The organism is Paenibacillus sp. TAB_01 (assembly GCF_043945595.1).
Lineage (GTDB): Bacteria > Bacillota > Bacilli > Paenibacillales > NBRC-103111 > Paenibacillus_S.
Map to the genome: position 1 here is coordinate 3,484,444 of NZ_JBIFNP010000001.1, position 16,458 is coordinate 3,500,901.

14 protein-coding genes and 3 pseudogenes are annotated in these 16,458 nt (G+C 53.6%); 4 read left to right on the top strand and 13 right to left on the bottom strand.

The annotated features are described in order from the left end of the window. Positions 1-259 precede the first annotated feature (259 nt). From ACHHV8_RS16790 to ACHHV8_RS16825, 6 genes and pseudogenes are all read right to left on the bottom strand, one after another. Positions 260-1,144, bottom strand: a complete 885-nt coding sequence (locus tag ACHHV8_RS16790; protein ID WP_395163539.1) for an ABC transporter permease — start codon at positions 1,142-1,144, stop codon at positions 260-262. A 122-nt stretch (positions 1,145-1,266) separates the two neighbouring features. Next, entirely contained in the window at positions 1,267-2,865 is a 1,599-nt protein-coding gene (locus ACHHV8_RS16795; protein WP_395159820.1) for an extracellular solute-binding protein, read from the bottom strand. Between the two features lie 324 nt (positions 2,866-3,189). After that, positions 3,190-4,653 carry a helix-turn-helix domain-containing protein gene (locus ACHHV8_RS16800; RefSeq protein ID WP_395159822.1) on the bottom strand — a complete coding sequence of 488 codons (1,464 nt, stop codon included), beginning with the start codon at positions 4,651-4,653 and terminating at the stop codon, positions 3,190-3,192. A gap of 110 nt (positions 4,654-4,763) precedes the next feature. After that, positions 4,764-5,438, bottom strand: a complete 675-nt coding sequence (locus ACHHV8_RS16805) for a hypothetical protein (RefSeq protein WP_395159824.1) — start codon at positions 5,436-5,438, stop codon at positions 4,764-4,766. Between the two features lie 289 nt (positions 5,439-5,727). Then, a pseudogene (locus ACHHV8_RS16815) lies at positions 5,728-7,712 on the bottom strand (Na+/H+ antiporter). Positions 7,713-7,897: 185 nt separating this feature from the next. After that, entirely contained in the window at positions 7,898-8,488 is a 591-nt protein-coding gene (locus tag ACHHV8_RS16825; RefSeq protein WP_395159833.1) for an NAD(P)H-dependent oxidoreductase, read from the bottom strand. Between the two features lie 116 nt (positions 8,489-8,604). Between ACHHV8_RS16825 and ACHHV8_RS16830 the strand changes: the two genes are divergently transcribed. After that, complete coding sequence (locus tag ACHHV8_RS16830) at positions 8,605-8,937, top strand: MarR family winged helix-turn-helix transcriptional regulator (RefSeq protein ID WP_395159835.1); 333 nt, start codon at positions 8,605-8,607, stop codon at positions 8,935-8,937. Continuing rightward, entirely contained in the window at positions 8,909-9,043 is a 135-nt protein-coding gene (locus ACHHV8_RS16835; RefSeq protein WP_395159837.1) for a hypothetical protein, read from the top strand. The genes ACHHV8_RS16830 and ACHHV8_RS16835 overlap by 29 nt, the downstream gene beginning before the upstream one ends. A 3-nt stretch (positions 9,044-9,046) precedes the next feature. On the opposite strand, the gene ACHHV8_RS16840 is transcribed toward ACHHV8_RS16835, so the two are convergent. Beyond that, the gene (locus ACHHV8_RS16840; RefSeq protein ID WP_395159839.1) at positions 9,047-9,991 is read right to left on the bottom strand and encodes an alpha/beta hydrolase; all 945 of its coding nucleotides are present in this window, start codon (positions 9,989-9,991) and stop codon (positions 9,047-9,049) included. 157 nt (positions 9,992-10,148) lie between these two features. Between ACHHV8_RS16840 and ACHHV8_RS16845 the strand changes: the two genes are divergently transcribed. Next, positions 10,149-10,565: a VOC family protein gene (locus ACHHV8_RS16845; protein ID WP_395159841.1), complete on the top strand. Its 417-nt coding sequence runs from the start codon at positions 10,149-10,151 to the stop codon at positions 10,563-10,565. A gap of 83 nt (positions 10,566-10,648) precedes the next feature. On the opposite strand, the pseudogene ACHHV8_RS16850 reads toward ACHHV8_RS16845, so the two are convergent. The 4 genes and pseudogenes from ACHHV8_RS16850 to ACHHV8_RS16865 form a co-directional block, all read right to left on the bottom strand. Continuing rightward, positions 10,649-11,075, bottom strand: a pseudogene (locus tag ACHHV8_RS16850) (SRPBCC family protein). A gap of 76 nt (positions 11,076-11,151) precedes the next feature. Beyond that, positions 11,152-11,625, bottom strand: coding sequence for a nuclear transport factor 2 family protein (locus ACHHV8_RS16855; RefSeq protein WP_395159843.1), 474 nt, complete (start codon positions 11,623-11,625; stop codon positions 11,152-11,154). After that, positions 11,549-12,109, bottom strand: a complete 561-nt coding sequence (locus tag ACHHV8_RS16860; RefSeq protein WP_395159845.1) for a sigma-70 family RNA polymerase sigma factor — start codon at positions 12,107-12,109, stop codon at positions 11,549-11,551. The genes ACHHV8_RS16855 and ACHHV8_RS16860 overlap by 77 nt, the downstream gene beginning before the upstream one ends. 241 nt (positions 12,110-12,350) lie before the next feature. After that, the gene (locus ACHHV8_RS16865) at positions 12,351-13,982 is read right to left on the bottom strand and encodes a glycosyl hydrolase family 18 protein (protein WP_395159847.1); all 1,632 of its coding nucleotides are present in this window, start codon (positions 13,980-13,982) and stop codon (positions 12,351-12,353) included. A gap of 286 nt (positions 13,983-14,268) precedes the next feature. Between ACHHV8_RS16865 and ACHHV8_RS16870 the strand changes: the two genes are divergently transcribed. Continuing rightward, on the top strand, positions 14,269-14,613 hold the full coding sequence (locus ACHHV8_RS16870) for a hypothetical protein (protein ID WP_395159849.1): 345 nt from the start codon (positions 14,269-14,271) through the stop codon (positions 14,611-14,613). 208 nt (positions 14,614-14,821) lie between these two features. On the opposite strand, the pseudogene ACHHV8_RS16875 reads toward ACHHV8_RS16870, so the two are convergent. Beyond that, positions 14,822-15,876: pseudogene (locus ACHHV8_RS16875) on the bottom strand (chymotrypsin family serine protease). Positions 15,877-15,955: 79 nt separating this feature from the next. Beyond that, entirely contained in the window at positions 15,956-16,456 is a 501-nt protein-coding gene (locus ACHHV8_RS16880) for a DinB family protein (protein ID WP_395159851.1), read from the bottom strand. Between the last annotated feature and the right edge of the window lie 2 nt (positions 16,457-16,458).

Here is a 16,458-nt window from a genome sequence, read left to right on the forward strand (position 1 = left end):
AAGACTCCTTTCCTAATAAAGAGGATCGAATAGCTGGCGACAAAAACGTCGTAAAAAGAAGGCTTCCGCTAAAAAAGTCATCGCTGCGAGTACGGAACATTCTTCCGATCGCTGTTGTCCCTGGATTTCTTTGATTACATTCCGCTATTAGCGGTTGAAATCCAGGGACAAAGGCGAACGCTTTCGCTTCTCCAGAACGATTCCGTATTTCTCCGCTAGTTGCAGCGGCCTCAAAGAGAAACGAGCGGCTTTCGAACTGTTAAAGAATGCTCTCATCCGTCGTTTTCTTGGAAATGTAATTGGAGCTCAGAATGAAGACCAGGCCTACGACAGCCTGAAAAAAGCCGACGGCCGTAGCTACGGAATATTCGCCTGTCTGCATCCCCATTTTGTAGACGAACGTGCTTAATACCTGTGAAAATTCCGCGACCGTCACATTGCCGATCACAAAAGGGCGGTCGAAGCCGATCTGGACCATTTCGCCCAGCTTTAGAATAAGCAGCACGATAATCGTGGAACGGATTCCGGGCAGCGTGATATTCCATATTTTTGCAAAACGCCCCGCTCCATCCACATCCGCGGCCTCGTACAGCTCTTTGTTAATAGCGGTCAGCGCCGCCAAATAGATGATAGTACCCCAGCCGGCGCTCTGCCATATCCCCGTGCCCAAATAGGTAATGAGCCAATAATATTTATCCGACAGGAACGGAACCGGACCGATTCCGATATTTCCGAGCAAATGGTTCACTACGCCGGAGTTCGTCGAGAACGCCTGATAGACAATGCCGCCGATAATAACCCAGGATATAAAATGCGGCAAATACAGAATCGTCTGGGACAGCTTCTTGAACCAGACCCTGCCCAGCTCGTTAAGCATTAAAGCCAGCACGATCGGTGCGGGAAAGGAGAAAATCAGATCCAGAAAATTAAGCATAAAGGTGTTGCGCAGCGCCACATAGAACGCATCCATTTTAAAAATTTCGCGGAAGGTGGCTAAGCCGATCCAGGGGCTTTTGTTAATTCCTTGAAACAAATTGAACTCTTTGAACGCAATCGTCACACCGTACATCGGTCCGTACTTGAATACGACGAAGTATACCAAAGGCAGTAGCAGCATGGCGTACAGCTGCCAATAACGGATCATATAGGCTCCTGTGCCTCTCACTTCACATCAGCTCCTCCTATCTCGTCTTACCCCGGGCCCCCCCGGAGAAAGCCCCCGCTTCCTCCGGTTTCAGAACCCGGTTCCCGGTGTTTCGTGAAAGCTTACTTTTTCATATTTTTGTAAGCCTCTGTCCGTTCCTTCTTGATTTCCTCGCCGCCGCTCGTCATATAATCCTTGAGCATGGCGTCGTACACCTTGTCGAACTCATCCGGTTTGGCCATCATGCACTTGACGAGCATTTCTTCATACTTGTCGAGCAGCACCTTGCCGTACTTCACCTCTGCCTGGATCGGACGGTCGAAGCGGAGCGGAGGAATGCCGTCGGCCAGTCCGTTCTGGTATGAAACGGCGGCATCGGCGCGGAAGGCTTCCGGAACGGCGAGCGACATCGCCTTCAGATTCTTCGCATTGTCGCCAAGGTCTAGACCGTTGGACACCAGTCTCATGTCTCCTGCGTTATAGAGGAGATTCTTCGTTGCCTCGTCATCCTTTACAATCGGAATGCCGTCCTGCAGCGTATAGTTTTTGCCTTCCTCGCCGTTGGTCAGGCGGTTCAGCACATCCTTCTGGGCCATCCAGTTCAAATATTTCATGGCAGCTTCGCCTTTTTTGCTTGTTTTCGGAATCATAATGTACATCCCGGCCGGCTGATAGCCCGGCTTCGTATGCTTGCCTTCTTCATTGGTGTAAGGATCGATCGGGGTAATTTTGGCGCCTTGTACGTTTTTCTGCAGAATGCCTGCCACTTCGGGCGCCGTACCGTAGCTTTGCCCCGCATCCTCGGCATACATGCCTACCTTGCCGGTCATCACGTCCTGCTGAAGCTTCTTCTTGTCTTTATCCAGCGCGAAATCCGGCGAAAGGAGCCCTTCATTGTAAAGCTTGTTCAGGAATTTAACGCCTTCTTTATGGCCGGGCATCAAGGTCGGCTTATCGCCGGACCCGAGCAGCTGCATCAGCGTGTATCTCTCCTCGTCCGAGGTTTTCTTAATGAAAGGCCAAATGATCGGCTCATAGGAAGCTGGGGCCAGGGAGAAGCCCAGCGGAATCGTGCCGCTGCCGCCCGGATTTTTTTCCTTGAACGCTTTCAGCGTCGCATATACTTCATCGGTCGTTTTCGGAACCGGCAGCCCGAGCTTGTCGAGCCAATCCTGACGGATCATCGAGGAATACTTGCCTAAGTAAACGCGCTTCGCCGGGATTGCATACTGCTTGCCGTCGAACTTGCCGTATTCCAGCGTGTCGCTGCCCAGATAGCTTTTGAGGTTGGCCCCGTTCGCCTCCAGCAGCTGCCCCAAGTCCATCAGGCCGCCCTGCTGAACATATTTGTAAACCAGGTTCGGGTCATAGGTGAAGACAATATCCGGCGAGTCGCCGCTTGCCATCAGCACATTCAGCTTATCCACTTCCTGCGCCCGGGGAACCGGCACAAATTCCAGCTTAATATGGTTCGGCGTGCCGAACGTATCCTGCACCCACTTCGTTACCTGATTGTTCGTGACGGTCATCCCGGCCGGCGAGTTGCCCCGATCGAACACCTCCACCTTCAAGGTCACCTGCTGGTCGTCGGAGCCGCTGCCGCCCGTCACTGGGGCCGCCCCTGGCTGTTCTTCTTTGCTGGTGCAGCCGATCAGCAGGCCGAAGGCCGTCGCTGCCGCAAGAACGGAAGCCGCATTTCGTTTAAGCGCTTTCTTTTTCAATGCGATGCATCTCCTTTGTTTTCGCTTATTCGCTTATTTCTGTACCGTATGCTTCGTTGACTTTCGCCCCCTGGCGCTTCCACGTCCCGACTCTTTATTGAACCAGTGCCGGATGGAGTGAACCGCGGGGATGTATCTCCGTTATACAGGGTCGCCCGTCGGAGGGTCAACCAACATGATTCTCACAGGCAAACCGATTCGCGCAGGGCTTATACCCCTGCCGACCAACCGGAATCCGATGACAAACCATTTGTCGGATGAGCGCCCGGAGGCGTAACAAAAGGCTCCGCATGCCGCTGACAGCACACCGGAGCCTTCCGTCCGCTACTCATTCGGCGTATATTTGCGGTAATCCCCGGGTGTGACGCCGACGACTTTCTTGAACGTCCGCCCGAACGAAATCGAGTGAGTGTAGCCGACCTTCTCGGAAATATCCTGCAGCGGCAGGTCGGTTTGCAGCAGCAGCTTTTTGGCATGCTCCATTCTTAAATTCATCAGAAAGTCGACGAACTTCATGCCATAGGCTTCCTTGAACAGATGACTGGAATATTTGGCGTTCACATGAAACTGATCGGCAATTAAATTAAGCGATAAGTCCGGATTAGCATAATTGTCCTCAATATATTGGCGGATCTCGTTGACCAGCTGGTGATGGCTTTTGGCATCTCTGAGCGAAATATACTTTCCGTGCAGCTGCTTGAGCGAGGAGACGAAGACGGGCAGCAGTTCTTCCGACGTTTCGGAGGTGTCAAGCGCCTGGGTCAGCTGCGGATGAATGACCTCCCGCCAGTATTGGCCGATTTCGGGAGACAGCCCTTCGATCGTCCGCTCCAGCAGCCGGAGGAAATACTGCAGCAGATGGTTGATCTCGGCTTCCTTGAGCACATCCTGTCCCAGAAATTCGGCATATTGATCGACCTGAAGCTGCCAGCTGGCATCGGCCATCCGAAATTCCTGAATCATCGCATCCATCAGCTGAAAATATTTATGCGTATCCCCCGGCTTGGCCGCTGCAATTTCTTCGTAGCGGATCACCTGATTGCTCCCAAGCGACATCTTGTATTCCAGCGCGGCAGCCGCTTCCCCGAAGGAAGCGTTCACGCCCGAAAGCCGTTCCGTGCTCCGCCCTACGCCCAGCGTTAACGAAAACTTCAAATTAACCGCCACCCATGTACGGAAACGGTCCAGCAAATCGTTTACGGCTTCGGCGCTCGCCTCTTCTTCCCGGTGCAGCATCAGGAGGATGGCCAGACGCTTATCGGAAATCCACTCCGCCCATATCGTCAGCCACGACGGATCGGACAGCTCATGTACTACGTTGGTAAGAGCAAATTTCAGCAAATGCTGGTCCGTCGCAGTATAGCTCCGTTGGAACGATGCGAACGCATCGATTTCGGCTACGCCGACCGCCAGCTGCGTAAACCGGCTCGGCAGGCTGTAGCGGCCCATGTGCAAAGCCCATTCCTTTGCCTCCATCGGGGTCTGCCCGCCCAGCCAATCCAGGAAAAACTGCTTGCGCCGGACAATCAGATCCTCCCGGTACCGCTTCTCGTAACGGCTGGTTTGATCCATTAAATTTTCCAATACCCTGCCGATGAAGGAAAATTCGTCGCCGCTCTTGCCCTTCAACGGGCTGCGGCTCTGATATTTATTGATCTGCTCCATAATGCCTTCGATCGGCTTATAATTTCTGCGCGTGACGTAGAACGTATACAGAATGCTGAACAGCACGGTCAGCACGCCAATACCCAGCCACAGATGAGAGATCGCCGATACCCAGCCGAACATCCGGCCTCCCTTGATGCCGCTGACAAAATTCCAGCCGACGACATCGGAATGAATGTCCGTAATGACGCTGCCTTCGTCGGATACCTCCCCGGTGTGTTCCGCGGCTCCTGTCAGCTCGACAGGATAAACGCGCTGTCCCCCTCATCCCTGATATCCATGAAGGTGATTTCCAGGTTAATCATCTCCTCTACGATGCGCAGAAGCGAGCTGACCCGGACGTTGACGACGATGATTCCTTGGTTACCGAAAGGAAGCAGCGCCTTTTTGCTGATGGAAATGACCTTTTCCTTCGGCTGCAGGCTTAAATCCGAATACATTCGGACTGCAGACCAGCCCGTGTTATTCGGCTTCTCGAGCGACTGCTCCACGAAAGCCTTGTCTTCGAACGTATCGAGCGCCTGGATCGCATTGGTCGTCAGCACCTGTTGATCTTTGGCCCGGTACAAATAGATCGATTGAATGGAAGGGTTGTCGTCGATGATTTTATGCAGCTCAATCGAAGCCTGGTAGTTGACCATCCCCGCCTGCCCTTCATTCCTCATCTCGAAAAATTCATACAGCGCGTCGCTGTTCCCGGCCTCTTCCAAAATGACGCGTTCCATTCCCTTCAACGAGGTTTCCATGGAATCAATCACGTATTTGGCAAAAATCCGATTCGCCTTTTCCGTTTCTTTAATGGAAATTTCGCTCATCATGGAAACGGATACAAATATGATCATGCTGACGGTTATAAACAAAATCGGAAAATAAGATAGCAGCAATCGGTTATACCAGGTCTTCTCCATAGCCCACTAGCTCCTCAACGATTGGTATGCGCAGCTGAAATAAAGCAACCCGTTTTCAGTTCTAGGAACCGAAACGGGTTGTCCGGATTGCTCAGCCCTGTCAGTGTAGTCATTATACAAAGAAACGATGTCCAGCGACAAGCCGGAGCCTGGCTCCATTTTCCATACAGAAAGGCTCAATCGCTGCACTTAAGGCCTCGCCGATAGGGCCCCGATTCCTTTGTAACTCAAAAGTATCGCTCATGACAACCAACTTTTTTCGGCAGACCAACCGTTTTCCATCCGCCGCTCATTCCGAATGGACGGTTTGTGCTTCCATAACACTGGCTTCGCGGTAATTAATATGAATTCTCAGCGCTCCGGCCAAATTGCGGTCAATATCGCCGTTCTCGTACATGCTTTGAATTTCGTTGCGTTCCGCCTGAAAAGCTTTCAGCTCCAGGTCTCTCCGAACCGATTTCTTCGGACTGCCGACAGGCTGACCGCTCATCCTGTGCTCCAGCTGCTCGGCCATGCTGCGGTAATCGGCCAGAATGCTGCGGAGCATATCGCGGTTATCCTCCGTTTCCAGCTGCTCCATGCGTTCGATTGCCGCGTAAATAGCTTCCAGCTTCATCGCTTTTACCCCGCTCCAGGTCGGATCGGCTTGCAGCTGCATACGATGCCTCCGGCTCTTCAAGGCGGTCGCATGTGAGATACAGCAGCAGCCTGATTTTTAACCGGTTCGTCAAAATAAGCTCGACCTGGCTTAAAGACGATTGAAAATGAGCGGCAAGCTGCGGAGAAATCCGATGCTCCTTCTGCCACCGCTCGATAACCTCCCGTTCCGCCTTCAGCCCTTCCAGACGCAGCTTGACAGCGGTCTTCCAGGAGCTTCCATAGTCCAGCCTGCCCTGCAGCCTGGTCATTTGCAGCAAGCGATTGTACTCCGAGATCAGCTTGACGGCTTCCGCACGGTTCTCATCATCCGTTTCCTCGCGGATCGCATGCAGCCCCGCCTCGATAACCCGGATTCTTGCCCTGCGTTCGATTTCCGCTGCATTTTGGTTCCCTTTCACTTCCTTCTCTGGGCTGCATGTCAGCAGCGGAAGCACAATACTCGCCGTGACGAGAGTCAGCAGAATGACCCCTGCGCTGATAAAAAGAATCAGGCTCCGCTGCGGGAACAAGCTGCCGTTCTCAAGCAGCATCGGAATGGAAAAGGAAGCGGCTAAGGTGAGCGCACCGCGCACACCGGACAGCGTCGTAAGGAGCGCTGAATGAAATTGCCGGTCGGCAGCCAGAACCCACAGAAAACGGATCAGCATCAGCACCGCCGTAATCAGGAGAATATACCCTAAGACTAGTCCGTTTCGATAGGACGGATCTTCCCATATGGTGGCTATAACGCCCGGAATTTCAAGCCCCAGCAGCAGAAAAACAAGGCCGTTCAAGGAGAACAGAATCACCGACCAGGTGCTGTCGGATACGATTCGCAGCCGCACCGACGCAAGCTCCATCCGGTCTCTTTCAATCGAATGCACGATTCCGGCCGCGACGACGGACAGGATGCCCGACACATGACATTCCTCGGCGATAAGATAAATGACAAAGGGAGTCAGAATAATAATTAACATATGTAAAGTGACGTCTTCGATGCCGAGCCGGCGGAGAAATACCCGCAGCCAAATCACGGCGAAGCCGAGGAAGGTCCCGATCACCAGGCCTCCCGTCGCGATAATAACGAAGCTTCCCACCGCTTTGGACAGCGAGAATTGCCCTGTCACCGTCGCGGCGATCGCGAAGTTAAACGCAACGAGACCGGAAGCGTCATTCATCAGCGCTTCGCCCTCCAGCAGCCGCATCATTGAGGCCGGCAGCTTGACGCGGCCCGATAAGGAGCCGACCGCTACCGCATCGGTAGGCGACAATATAGCCGCCAGCGCAAAAGCCGCGGATAACGGAATCGCCGGAATCAGCCAATGGATGAACGGAACCGGCAATCAGAACCGTTAAGAAAACAAGGCCGAGCGCCATCAGCAGGATGTATTTACGCAGATTCCACAGCTCGTTCCTTGGAATGACCATCCCGTCATTAAACAACAGCGGAGCAATGAACAAGACGAGGAACAGCTCCGGATTAAGCGGCACATGATGCAGCTTGGGCATGAACGCAGCCGTGACGCCAAGCGTAATCTGGATCAGCGGCACCGGAATAAACGGCAGAAACCGATGGATGACATTCGAAATCCCGATCAGCATCAGCAGAATAAGAACCATTAATAATAATTCCATCAGACCGCGTACCTCCATGTATTAGGTTCTGGTATTGTTTAACCATATTTTCCATGGATGACGTTTTTATATGCATAAGAAAAGGAAATAATCGATATTTACGCAAAAAAAGACCTTCGCGTCTGCCCTTCATTCGGAACTGCTGCGAAAGTCTTCTATAAAAAGAAGCGCCAAACGGACCGCGCTTAACGTCCTGCGGTTTGTTGGAAATAGCGGTAGACCCGGTTCAGCTTCGCCTCGTGTTTCCCCTTCGGGCTTTCCATCGAGCCGAATTCGAAAAATTTGACTTTACGGATGCCGACAAAGCTGAAAAGCGCTTTTCTCATCAATATTTTGTGGGCATTATTCAGCCATAGCAAGGGATAGAGCGCCGGTTCTTTCATCGTGGAGATACAGACGACCGACTTTCCCCGCAGCAGCCCCTCGGGCAGCAGGCCTCCCTTATCCTTGTAGGCAAACCCCGCGGCGAACATTTTATCGATATACCCCATCAGCATCGCCGGCGGTCTGCCCCACCAGATCGGATAAACCATCACGATCAAATCTGCCCACATCATTTGCTCCCGGTATTTGGCGAGGAGCGGATCGGCATGCATCTCCCTCCGCCGTTTCTGCTCGTTGAAAACAAGCACCGGATCAAACTTCTCTTCATACAGATCGAGCACTTGAATGTCCGAAATCGCAGGGTTCTCCCTGCTGCCTTCGAGAACCTTTTGCAAAAAGGCATAGCTTAAGCTTTGATGATTAGGATGCGTATAAATGACCAGCGTGTTCATTTCCCCACCTCTTACTTATCATTTGATAAGCAAAGGGTAGCATACCCTCATTTTAGTTGTCAATTGATAATTGTATAATGATAATTAATTTGATATGGTAGACCCGAGGTGATAGTGTGGACCCGCATGTTTTATTTCAAAAATTCGTATCGTTTACCGCATCGGTGCATCAAGTGACCCAAGAAATGACAAAAGACGTGAGGCCGGAGGCCGTCACGCCCGTTCAATATCAAATACTGGAGTATATTGCCGTCAGCCAGCCGGTGACGCCAAGCCAGATCAGCGATTGCCAGCACATGTCTCTGCCGAATACAAGCCGCGAGATCAAGAAATTGTGCGAAAAGCGGCTATGCGAAAAATACGCCGATCCCGAGCGACCGGCGCAAGCAGTATGTTCGTCTGACAGCGGAAGGCGAAGCCATGATGGCGAAGGTGTTCCAGCAGATTGAGGCCCGTTTCCGCCAGCGGCTTCAGAATGCTGCTTCCCAGGACTTGGCCGACATCGGGCACGCTATCGACGTGCTGCAGTCCAACGTCTTTGATCCGGGGAAATAAGTCTCAGTCTTCCTTAAGCCAAGCGTTGGCAAGCAGCATCGCGCCGCGCGCGGCGGCTGTCTCAGCCAGAGCATTCAGCATGACGAAGTCATGGATGATGCCCTGGAAGCGCACGGCCGTGACCCGCACTCCCGCTTCGCGGAGCTTGTCCGCATAAGCTTCGCCCTCGTCCCGGAGCACGTCGGCTTCGCCGGTAATGACAAGCGCCGGAGGCAGCCCCTTCAGCTGCTCGACCGAGGCGCGAAGCGGCGAGACGGTAATCTCGGCCCGCTGCTTCGGGTCGGTCGTATACTGATCCCAGAACCACTGCATGCCCTCTCTGCTCAGGAAGTAGCCTTCGGCGAACTGCTGGTAGGATTCCGTATCGAACGAAGCGTCCGTTACGGGATAGAACAGCAGCTGCTTGCGGATGGATGGGCCGCCCCGCTCCTTGGCCAGCAGCGTAACGGCAGCCGTCATGTTGCCGCCTACGCTGTCCCCGCCGACCGTCAAGCGGGAAGCATCGGCGCCGATATCCTCGCCATGCTCAGCCACCCACTTAACAACGGCGTATATCTCTTCCAGCGCCGTCGGATACCGATGCTCCGGCGCCAGACTGTAATTCGGGAACACGACCACCGATTGCGAGCCTGCGGCAAGCTCCCGGATCAGACGGTCATGCGTGTGCGCATTGCCGAATACCCAGCCGGCTCCATGAATGTAGACGATAACCGGAAGCGGACCTTCGGCGTTCCGCGGCTTCAGAATCGTTACCGGCACCTCCCCGTTAGGGCCGCCGGGCACTTGGCGTTCCTCCACTTCGACGTCGGGCTTGTCCACAGGAGCGGATTGGACCTCGTCCACCTTTTTCCTGCCCTTCTCCGGTCCGAGCTGGTATAAGAACGGCGGATTTGCCGTTTCCTCGACGAACTGCTGCGCTTCCGGTTCCAATTTGACTTGTTTAGCCATAAGGCATGGCTCCTTTCTGTGTTTGGTATACCCTCTTTTTACACGAAAAGCGAGGATTCCAAACGTTAGAGACCGATGAATTCCCGGATCGGCTGTCGTCTATATAAATGAAGGCATAAATGAACACAAAATAATTTATCGAAGAGGTGTTTTGAAAATGGCATTAACGTCCGCATTCACGAGCTTCAACCTCCCTGTAACAAACGTAGAACAATCGAAAGCGTTCTTCACCGGACTCGGATTCGAGCTCAACCCGCAATTCCCCGATAACGAGAATTCGGCAGCCATCGTGATCGGCGATAACCTGCAGGTCATGCTGATCAATCAAGCCTTCTTCAATACGCTCACGGAGAAGAAATCCGTCGATACGAGCAAGTATGCGCAGATGACGATCGCCTTGGCCTTCGAGAGCCGGGAAAAGGTCGATGAAATCGTGAATACCGCGGTCTCCTTGGGCGGGAAATTGCACGCTGAACCTGAATATCATGGGTTCATGTATCATTGGGGCTTCGTGGACTTGGACGGTCATCTGTGGGCCATCAACTGCATGAACATGGATGCGGCACAAGGTTAAGGCTAACGGGGAGCACGCTCGTACTAGGGTTCACAAAGAAAGACGCCGGGCATCGCATCTTCCCGGCGTCTTTTTGGCGATGATTAGTTTTGTTCGGTATAGGCTTTGAAATTGTCCAGGATCGCTTGCCAGCCTGCTTGCTGGAATTCGACGGGATTGGAGCTTTCCGCATCGAACGTTTCAATGACCTTCGTCTCATTCCCTTGATCGACGAAAGCAATATCCACTCCTCTTCCGTCTTCCATGGTGTAGCCGATCGCCTCATGCCGATTCACGACATCGTAGACGCCGCCAAAATCAAAGCCCATGCTGCCATCCTTCGCTTCCATCCGTGTCAGAAACTTGCCGCCGACCCGCAGATCGTTTTCGGCTCTCGGCGCATGCCAGTCCTCGGACGCTTGATTCCACTTCGTGATGTGATCCGGCTCGGTTCGAATAGCGCCATACCTTCTCGACAGGGGCTTGAATGACGGCTTGCACGGTTACTTTCGTCGGTTGATTCGTTTCCATTTTAGATAGACACCTCTTTCATGATTTTCGTTGTTTGGTTATTCTCAATAATATAGACGTAAGCCAACGACAAAATTCATCGGTCAATTCGCTCAGGCAGCCCAAATCGCGAAAATAATGGCGCATGAATGAAGTTTTGAACGTGCAGGATTTGATTTTCTTTGGTTTCGATGACGTGGATGCCCCAGGGTACCAGGCCGGAGCCCTCTTTGTCCGGCATATACTGGGCCAACGCCGGATAACCGCCATTCACCGTAATGGGCACAAATCGCGAACCTTCGCAATGCCAGCGAGTAAGCGAATAGAAGGCGGCCAAATCTTCCTTGCCGCGAATCCACATCTCGAAGGGCGGCATCGACATGCAGCCTTCCTCGTGGAACAACGCGACGAGCGCAGCGATATCGAATTGCTCGAAGGCCTCCACATACCGGGACAGCAGCTGCTGCTCCGGTTGAACGTCCATGCTGCTGAGCTCATCCGAGCGAAGCTGCGCCCGGTCCAACGTCTCTCGGGCTCTTTGCAAGGCGCTGTTCACCGCTGCCGGCGACACCGCCAACGTTTCCGCGATCTGCTTGGACGAGCCATTCAAATACATCCTTCAAAATGAGTACCGCGCGCTGCCGCGGAGGCAAGGTCTGCAAGAGAGCGATGAAGCACAGTTGAAGGGTATCTCTGCGGATGAGCCGATCCTCCGGATTGCCCTCAAAGTCGGGAGACGGCCAGATCCAGGCAGAGTCCGGCAGCGTGTCACGCGGCTCGACGATGGCGACGGCCGGATCGAACAGGTCAACGGGAAGCGCGCGGCGTTTGGATTGTCTCAGCTTGTCCAAGCACAGGTTGGAGGCAATTCGATAGACCCAAGTTTTGAATGAGGAATCCTGTCTGAACGTGCTCCAGCTCTGCCAGACCCGAATACTCGTCTCCTGAACGGCATCATCCGCATCGTCCATGGAGCCTAGCATTCGGTAACAGAACGAAGTTAAGCCCGGCTTCAAGCTTGCAAATAATGGTTCGTCAAATGCTTTCTCGTTCATCGCGGCCTCCCTTAACGCTCTCCCCGAAGGGCAGTACCTTCATTATATGCAATGAAGCGGACAGCCTCAATAGAATAACTAGGCAGGATTGTGGATTCATTTAGATTGCCTGGTCATGGTGCCGTTTCGACGTCACCCGCCTCCCTGTTGAAGACGGGTACAAATCAACACCCAACAGGCCAGCGCCTCCCCTTGGAAGTGCTGGCCTGAGCTTAGCTGGGCTTTGATGGTTTGGATGGGCTTATTTCGATATATCTCGATTCTCCGCAGCAATCCGCTCCCAATCCTGATCCGTGAACTGGCCCATATACCACAGGGAAACGCCCTTCAATCCGTAATAACGGGCCACCCACATTTTTCGTTCGATGCTGTCCGCATCCTCGTAATACAGCTCATGCTGGCCGTTATCCTCGTAAGTTATCCGGTTCAGCAAATACGGATAAGCAAGCGACTGGGCAACTCCCGGCTGCTTCAGCCTCTGTTCAACTAAGTCGCTGGCCGGCGATTCATACACAGCCGCCTCGCCGGGACGGTCAATCCATTGATTTGCCTGTTTGCCTATCCCGAGCACCAGCTTATCGGCGCTGACTCCGGCATCCAGCATCTGCCGCACAGCCTCGGAAACGAGCGGCAGCGGAGCGGATGGAAGCCTGCTGTCCTTATGCAGGAAATTGTAAGCCATGAGGATGACCGTATCCGCCTTGCCGCCAATAAATTTCGCATCATACCCCGCATAATAAAATAACGGCGGCAGCGCAACGGTCAGCTTGTTCCCCTTGAGCGCGTCCTTGATCTCACCGACGAACGCATTGAAGTCTTCACGGGACGACTCTTGATATAAATCCTCGAAATCCAGACATACCCCTTGAAATCCGTATTTCGGATCGTCCAGCAGCCGGAGCAGGGAAGCGACGAATGCTTTGCGTGCGGCAGCATCGGCAAGAAACTGCGTCACATGATGGCTCTCGTTAGCGAACACGACCAGCTCCTTGGCTGCAGCTGCCTGATCCGCTGCAGCCGTTACCTCCTCCCAGCCGTCCGGGATGGAGAACTTCGAGCTGTCCTTAGCCAGGCTCGCTTCGGCTGCGCCTGCGCCTGAATAGCTGAGATGGGACCAGCCCATCGCGACCTGATCCAGCAGCGGCACCCGGTTCAGACTGGCATAAGATTGAATCGCATAAAATCCTGTGATCTCCAGCGGCTTAGCGCGAAGCGTCATATCCAACGCAAGCCGGATCACCTTAGCCGCTTCCTGGCGGTTAAGCGGCTGCACCGGGCTGAAGCCGGTTTCGTTTCCCTGCATAATCCCCTGCTGCACCGTATAGAACACGTATGGCGCCAGCGACTCTGCAATACCGGACGTGTCCGCAAATGCCAGCTTGTCCCGCTCGACCAGCCAGCCGGAGTTCAGCCATTGCTCTCGCTCCGGCTGGGAAAGCTTGTCCAGCAGCATATGTCCCATCACCGCTGCCGCTTCTTGGCGCTGAATCGGCTCGGCAGGCCTGAATTCGCCCGCATCGTCCAGCATGAAATTAATCCAATGACGCTGTAACGCGGCTTGGATCGGTTCGTACGACCAGCGGCCGGGCGCGACATCTTTTATAGGAATGGCCTGGGCCTCCGGCTTTGCGTTCACCGCCGAAACGAATAAACGAAGGAACGCCTCGCGGGTCATCGCATCCAATGGACGAAAGGTACCGTCCTCATAGCCGTCGAGAGCATTAACTGAGGACAGCATATATATATTTTCCGCCGACCAGGCCTTCTCATCGACATCGGCAAACGGCGTCAAACGAGACGTATATGCCTGGGCTGAAGCGGTTTGAAACAACGATAACGCCAGTAAAGTAATGGAAATCGCCTTTTTATACAAAATATCCCTCCAATAATTAAAGCATTTGAGACTCTATCATCTCTGCATGAGCTTGCGGCTCCCTTTATTTTCTATTGATTCCCCCAGAAATTCAATAGTTTTGCAATGATAAAAGACTGATCTTTCATGAATGAAGCAGCCGAGACCGACGCGGGGCCTGATACATGCAGAGCGGTATGGATGCAGGTTCACGATAGATTTGGATGGATCGATCAGCCGATTCGTCCACTCTATGAATCTACTGCTGCATATAGTATTCTATCAAACCTGAAGGAGGTGAAGAAGTATGAAAGCAAAAGCAAAGAAACTCGTCAGCAGCAAAAAACTGAATCAAAGCAAAACCATCGTCCTTACCTCACAACAGGTTCGCGTAACTCAAAACCTGGGCGACGGCTTTCGGCGCCTTATACTCAGTCCCGTACAGATTGGCCCTAACACTACTATTGCCCTTGATTTGAGAGCCCCTTCGGGCCGTGTCGTTATCAGTGGAGGCTGGACGATCAGCGCTCTGCTCCCCGCATGGCCAACAGACAGCTTTCCGATCAGCGACAACCGTTGGATCATCTTCATACAGAACCCTACTAACTTCACACGCTCCATTACTCCTTACCTGATTACCAAAAGAAGATAACAGCGATCAATCCCCCATCGCGCGCCGGAACGACAGCCCGGCGCCGCATTCGGACGCTTAGCAGGAACCCCCGCTTCACCAATGAATAAGCCTCCCTTAGCGGCATGCCGGACATCCTCTCTCAGAGGGAATCCGGTCATAGGCCATCATGCTAAGGAAGGCTTTTTATTTAAAGCAGCGCGCTGTGATGCACCAAGATCTAGTTAGGTCATCTGCGCTTGGAACGCCGCACCGGCAGAACTTTCACGGAGGAGAGCTCTTTGTCCGTGAGCCGCCGCGCGTATGCCGGATTGCGGTTGCCTGTATTCACGCGCTTGACTCTTCCGGCTCCGCCCGGCTGGGCTACCCGCGTCCGGAAACGGCGCATAAACGAATCCACGGGAAAAGCAACCGAGAGCAAGCCGGTATCGTTACCGGCATAGTTTACGGCGGCCGCATAGTTATCGGCCCGTCTTAACCAGACCGAGCCGGAATCCCCGGGCAGCGAAACCGGACTGGTGCCTGTTATGACCGTCTGATTGCGAAAGGTGAGCACGCCTAAAGTCCCGCCGTAGTCGACCTGGATATCCGTATGGACCGAGTCAACGGTTCCATTCCTCAGTCCTGTCGTCCTGCCTACTTTTTTAAATCGCTCGCCGACCCGATAGGATGTAACATGCCCCGGGACCACGCCGACGGTCGCATACCTGGGATTCAGGATACTGTTGCGCACAGGCAGGGATAGGGCCGCATCCATCAGATTATCCTGATTGCGCCTTAACTGCACGATACGGGACAAGCGGCCGACGCGGTCTATTACCGGACGCCCGTTATCGGCTCCGCCGGGCTGCAGCGTGGCAGCGCCGTTAAGCGTATTGGTGGGACTCGTCAACACATGATTGTTGCTGAATATATACCGCTGCGTCGCGCCGGGAAAATTCGTTACGATCAGCCCCAGCGTCCCTGATGCCGCGCTTGTTCCGATGCTGTAGCCGGCGGGCACCGGACGGATACGCCCGCGGTAATTGGCGTGGGAGCGGATTTTTTGAGTGCGGACGACCCGCACGGGACCGGAACGCTTTTACCGCCAACCCAAGCGGATTGCACGGAAGCGATCCCAAGCGAAGCGGCGGACAGCGCATCGGCATAAACAATGACGGCCGCTCCTTTATGCGTACGCTTCGGATCCAGATAACCTATACCTATTCCGTGGACCTTCGTATGCTTCAGCATTGAACGAGACATTCGCTGTTTTGCGGCATAAGCCGCGGCAAATGTAGCCATTCCCCTCATCACCTGTTTCCGTTTGAATACGATAGTGTATTAGCGGAAACGGAAAAGTGATTTGGGTATCCGCCTGATTTTACCTCTGAGGAAGCTTGAGCTCCAGCTCGCTTTGCTGCCGTAAATGGTGACGCAGATGCATACCTACAAGCGCGTACCATTCGCGCGCGTTCAGCCAGCCGAAGCCCCCGTGCTTCATCTTGCAGTTGGGGTTCACGCCGTCCACCTTATCCTTCCATTTCTTCATCAGCTCCAGCAGCCGGTCAAGCCCTGCTGCGAGCGACTCCCTGCTTTCCGTATTGTCAGGGGTATTGCCGGGCAGATCCGGCAGTTGAATCTTGACCGGCGGAAACCCGCCCAGCCGAAACAGCTGCTCCCCTCCTTCGGTCTTACCTTGGGGTTGTTCCTCACAGGCTGCCGCACAGCTCTCCAGGCGGTCAACGTATTCAAGAGATACGACGATCACATGGCTGTACAGTTGTCCGAGAGACCAGCTCTGCCCGTCCGTGTATCTCAGCTGTTCCAGAGAGTATTTCTGCAGATCGCTCTTGAATGCCTCGATTAATGATAGCTCGCTCAATG

Coding starts and splice junctions, on each gene's coding strand:
- ACHHV8_RS16835 (WP_395159837.1), top strand. CDS start 8,909: ATGATGGCGAAGGTGTTCCAGCAGATTGAGGCCCGTTTCCGCCAGCGG.
- ACHHV8_RS16800 (WP_395159822.1), bottom strand. CDS start 4,653: ATGTTCGGCTGGGTATCGGCGATCTCTCATCTGTGGCTGGGTATTGGC.
- ACHHV8_RS16805 (WP_395159824.1), bottom strand. CDS start 5,438: ATGGAGAAGACCTGGTATAACCGATTGCTGCTATCTTATTTTCCGATT.
- ACHHV8_RS16845 (WP_395159841.1), top strand. CDS start 10,149: ATGGCATTAACGTCCGCATTCACGAGCTTCAACCTCCCTGTAACAAAC.
- ACHHV8_RS16860 (WP_395159845.1), bottom strand. CDS start 12,109: ATGAACGAGAAAGCATTTGACGAACCATTATTTGCAAGCTTGAAGCCG.
- ACHHV8_RS16790 (WP_395163539.1), bottom strand. CDS start 1,144: ATGATCCGTTATTGGCAGCTGTACGCCATGCTGCTACTGCCTTTGGTA.
- ACHHV8_RS16870 (WP_395159849.1), top strand. CDS start 14,269: ATGAAAGCAAAAGCAAAGAAACTCGTCAGCAGCAAAAAACTGAATCAA.
- ACHHV8_RS16825 (WP_395159833.1), bottom strand. CDS start 8,488: ATGAACACGCTGGTCATTTATACGCATCCTAATCATCAAAGCTTAAGC.
- ACHHV8_RS16840 (WP_395159839.1), bottom strand. CDS start 9,991: ATGGCTAAACAAGTCAAATTGGAACCGGAAGCGCAGCAGTTCGTCGAG.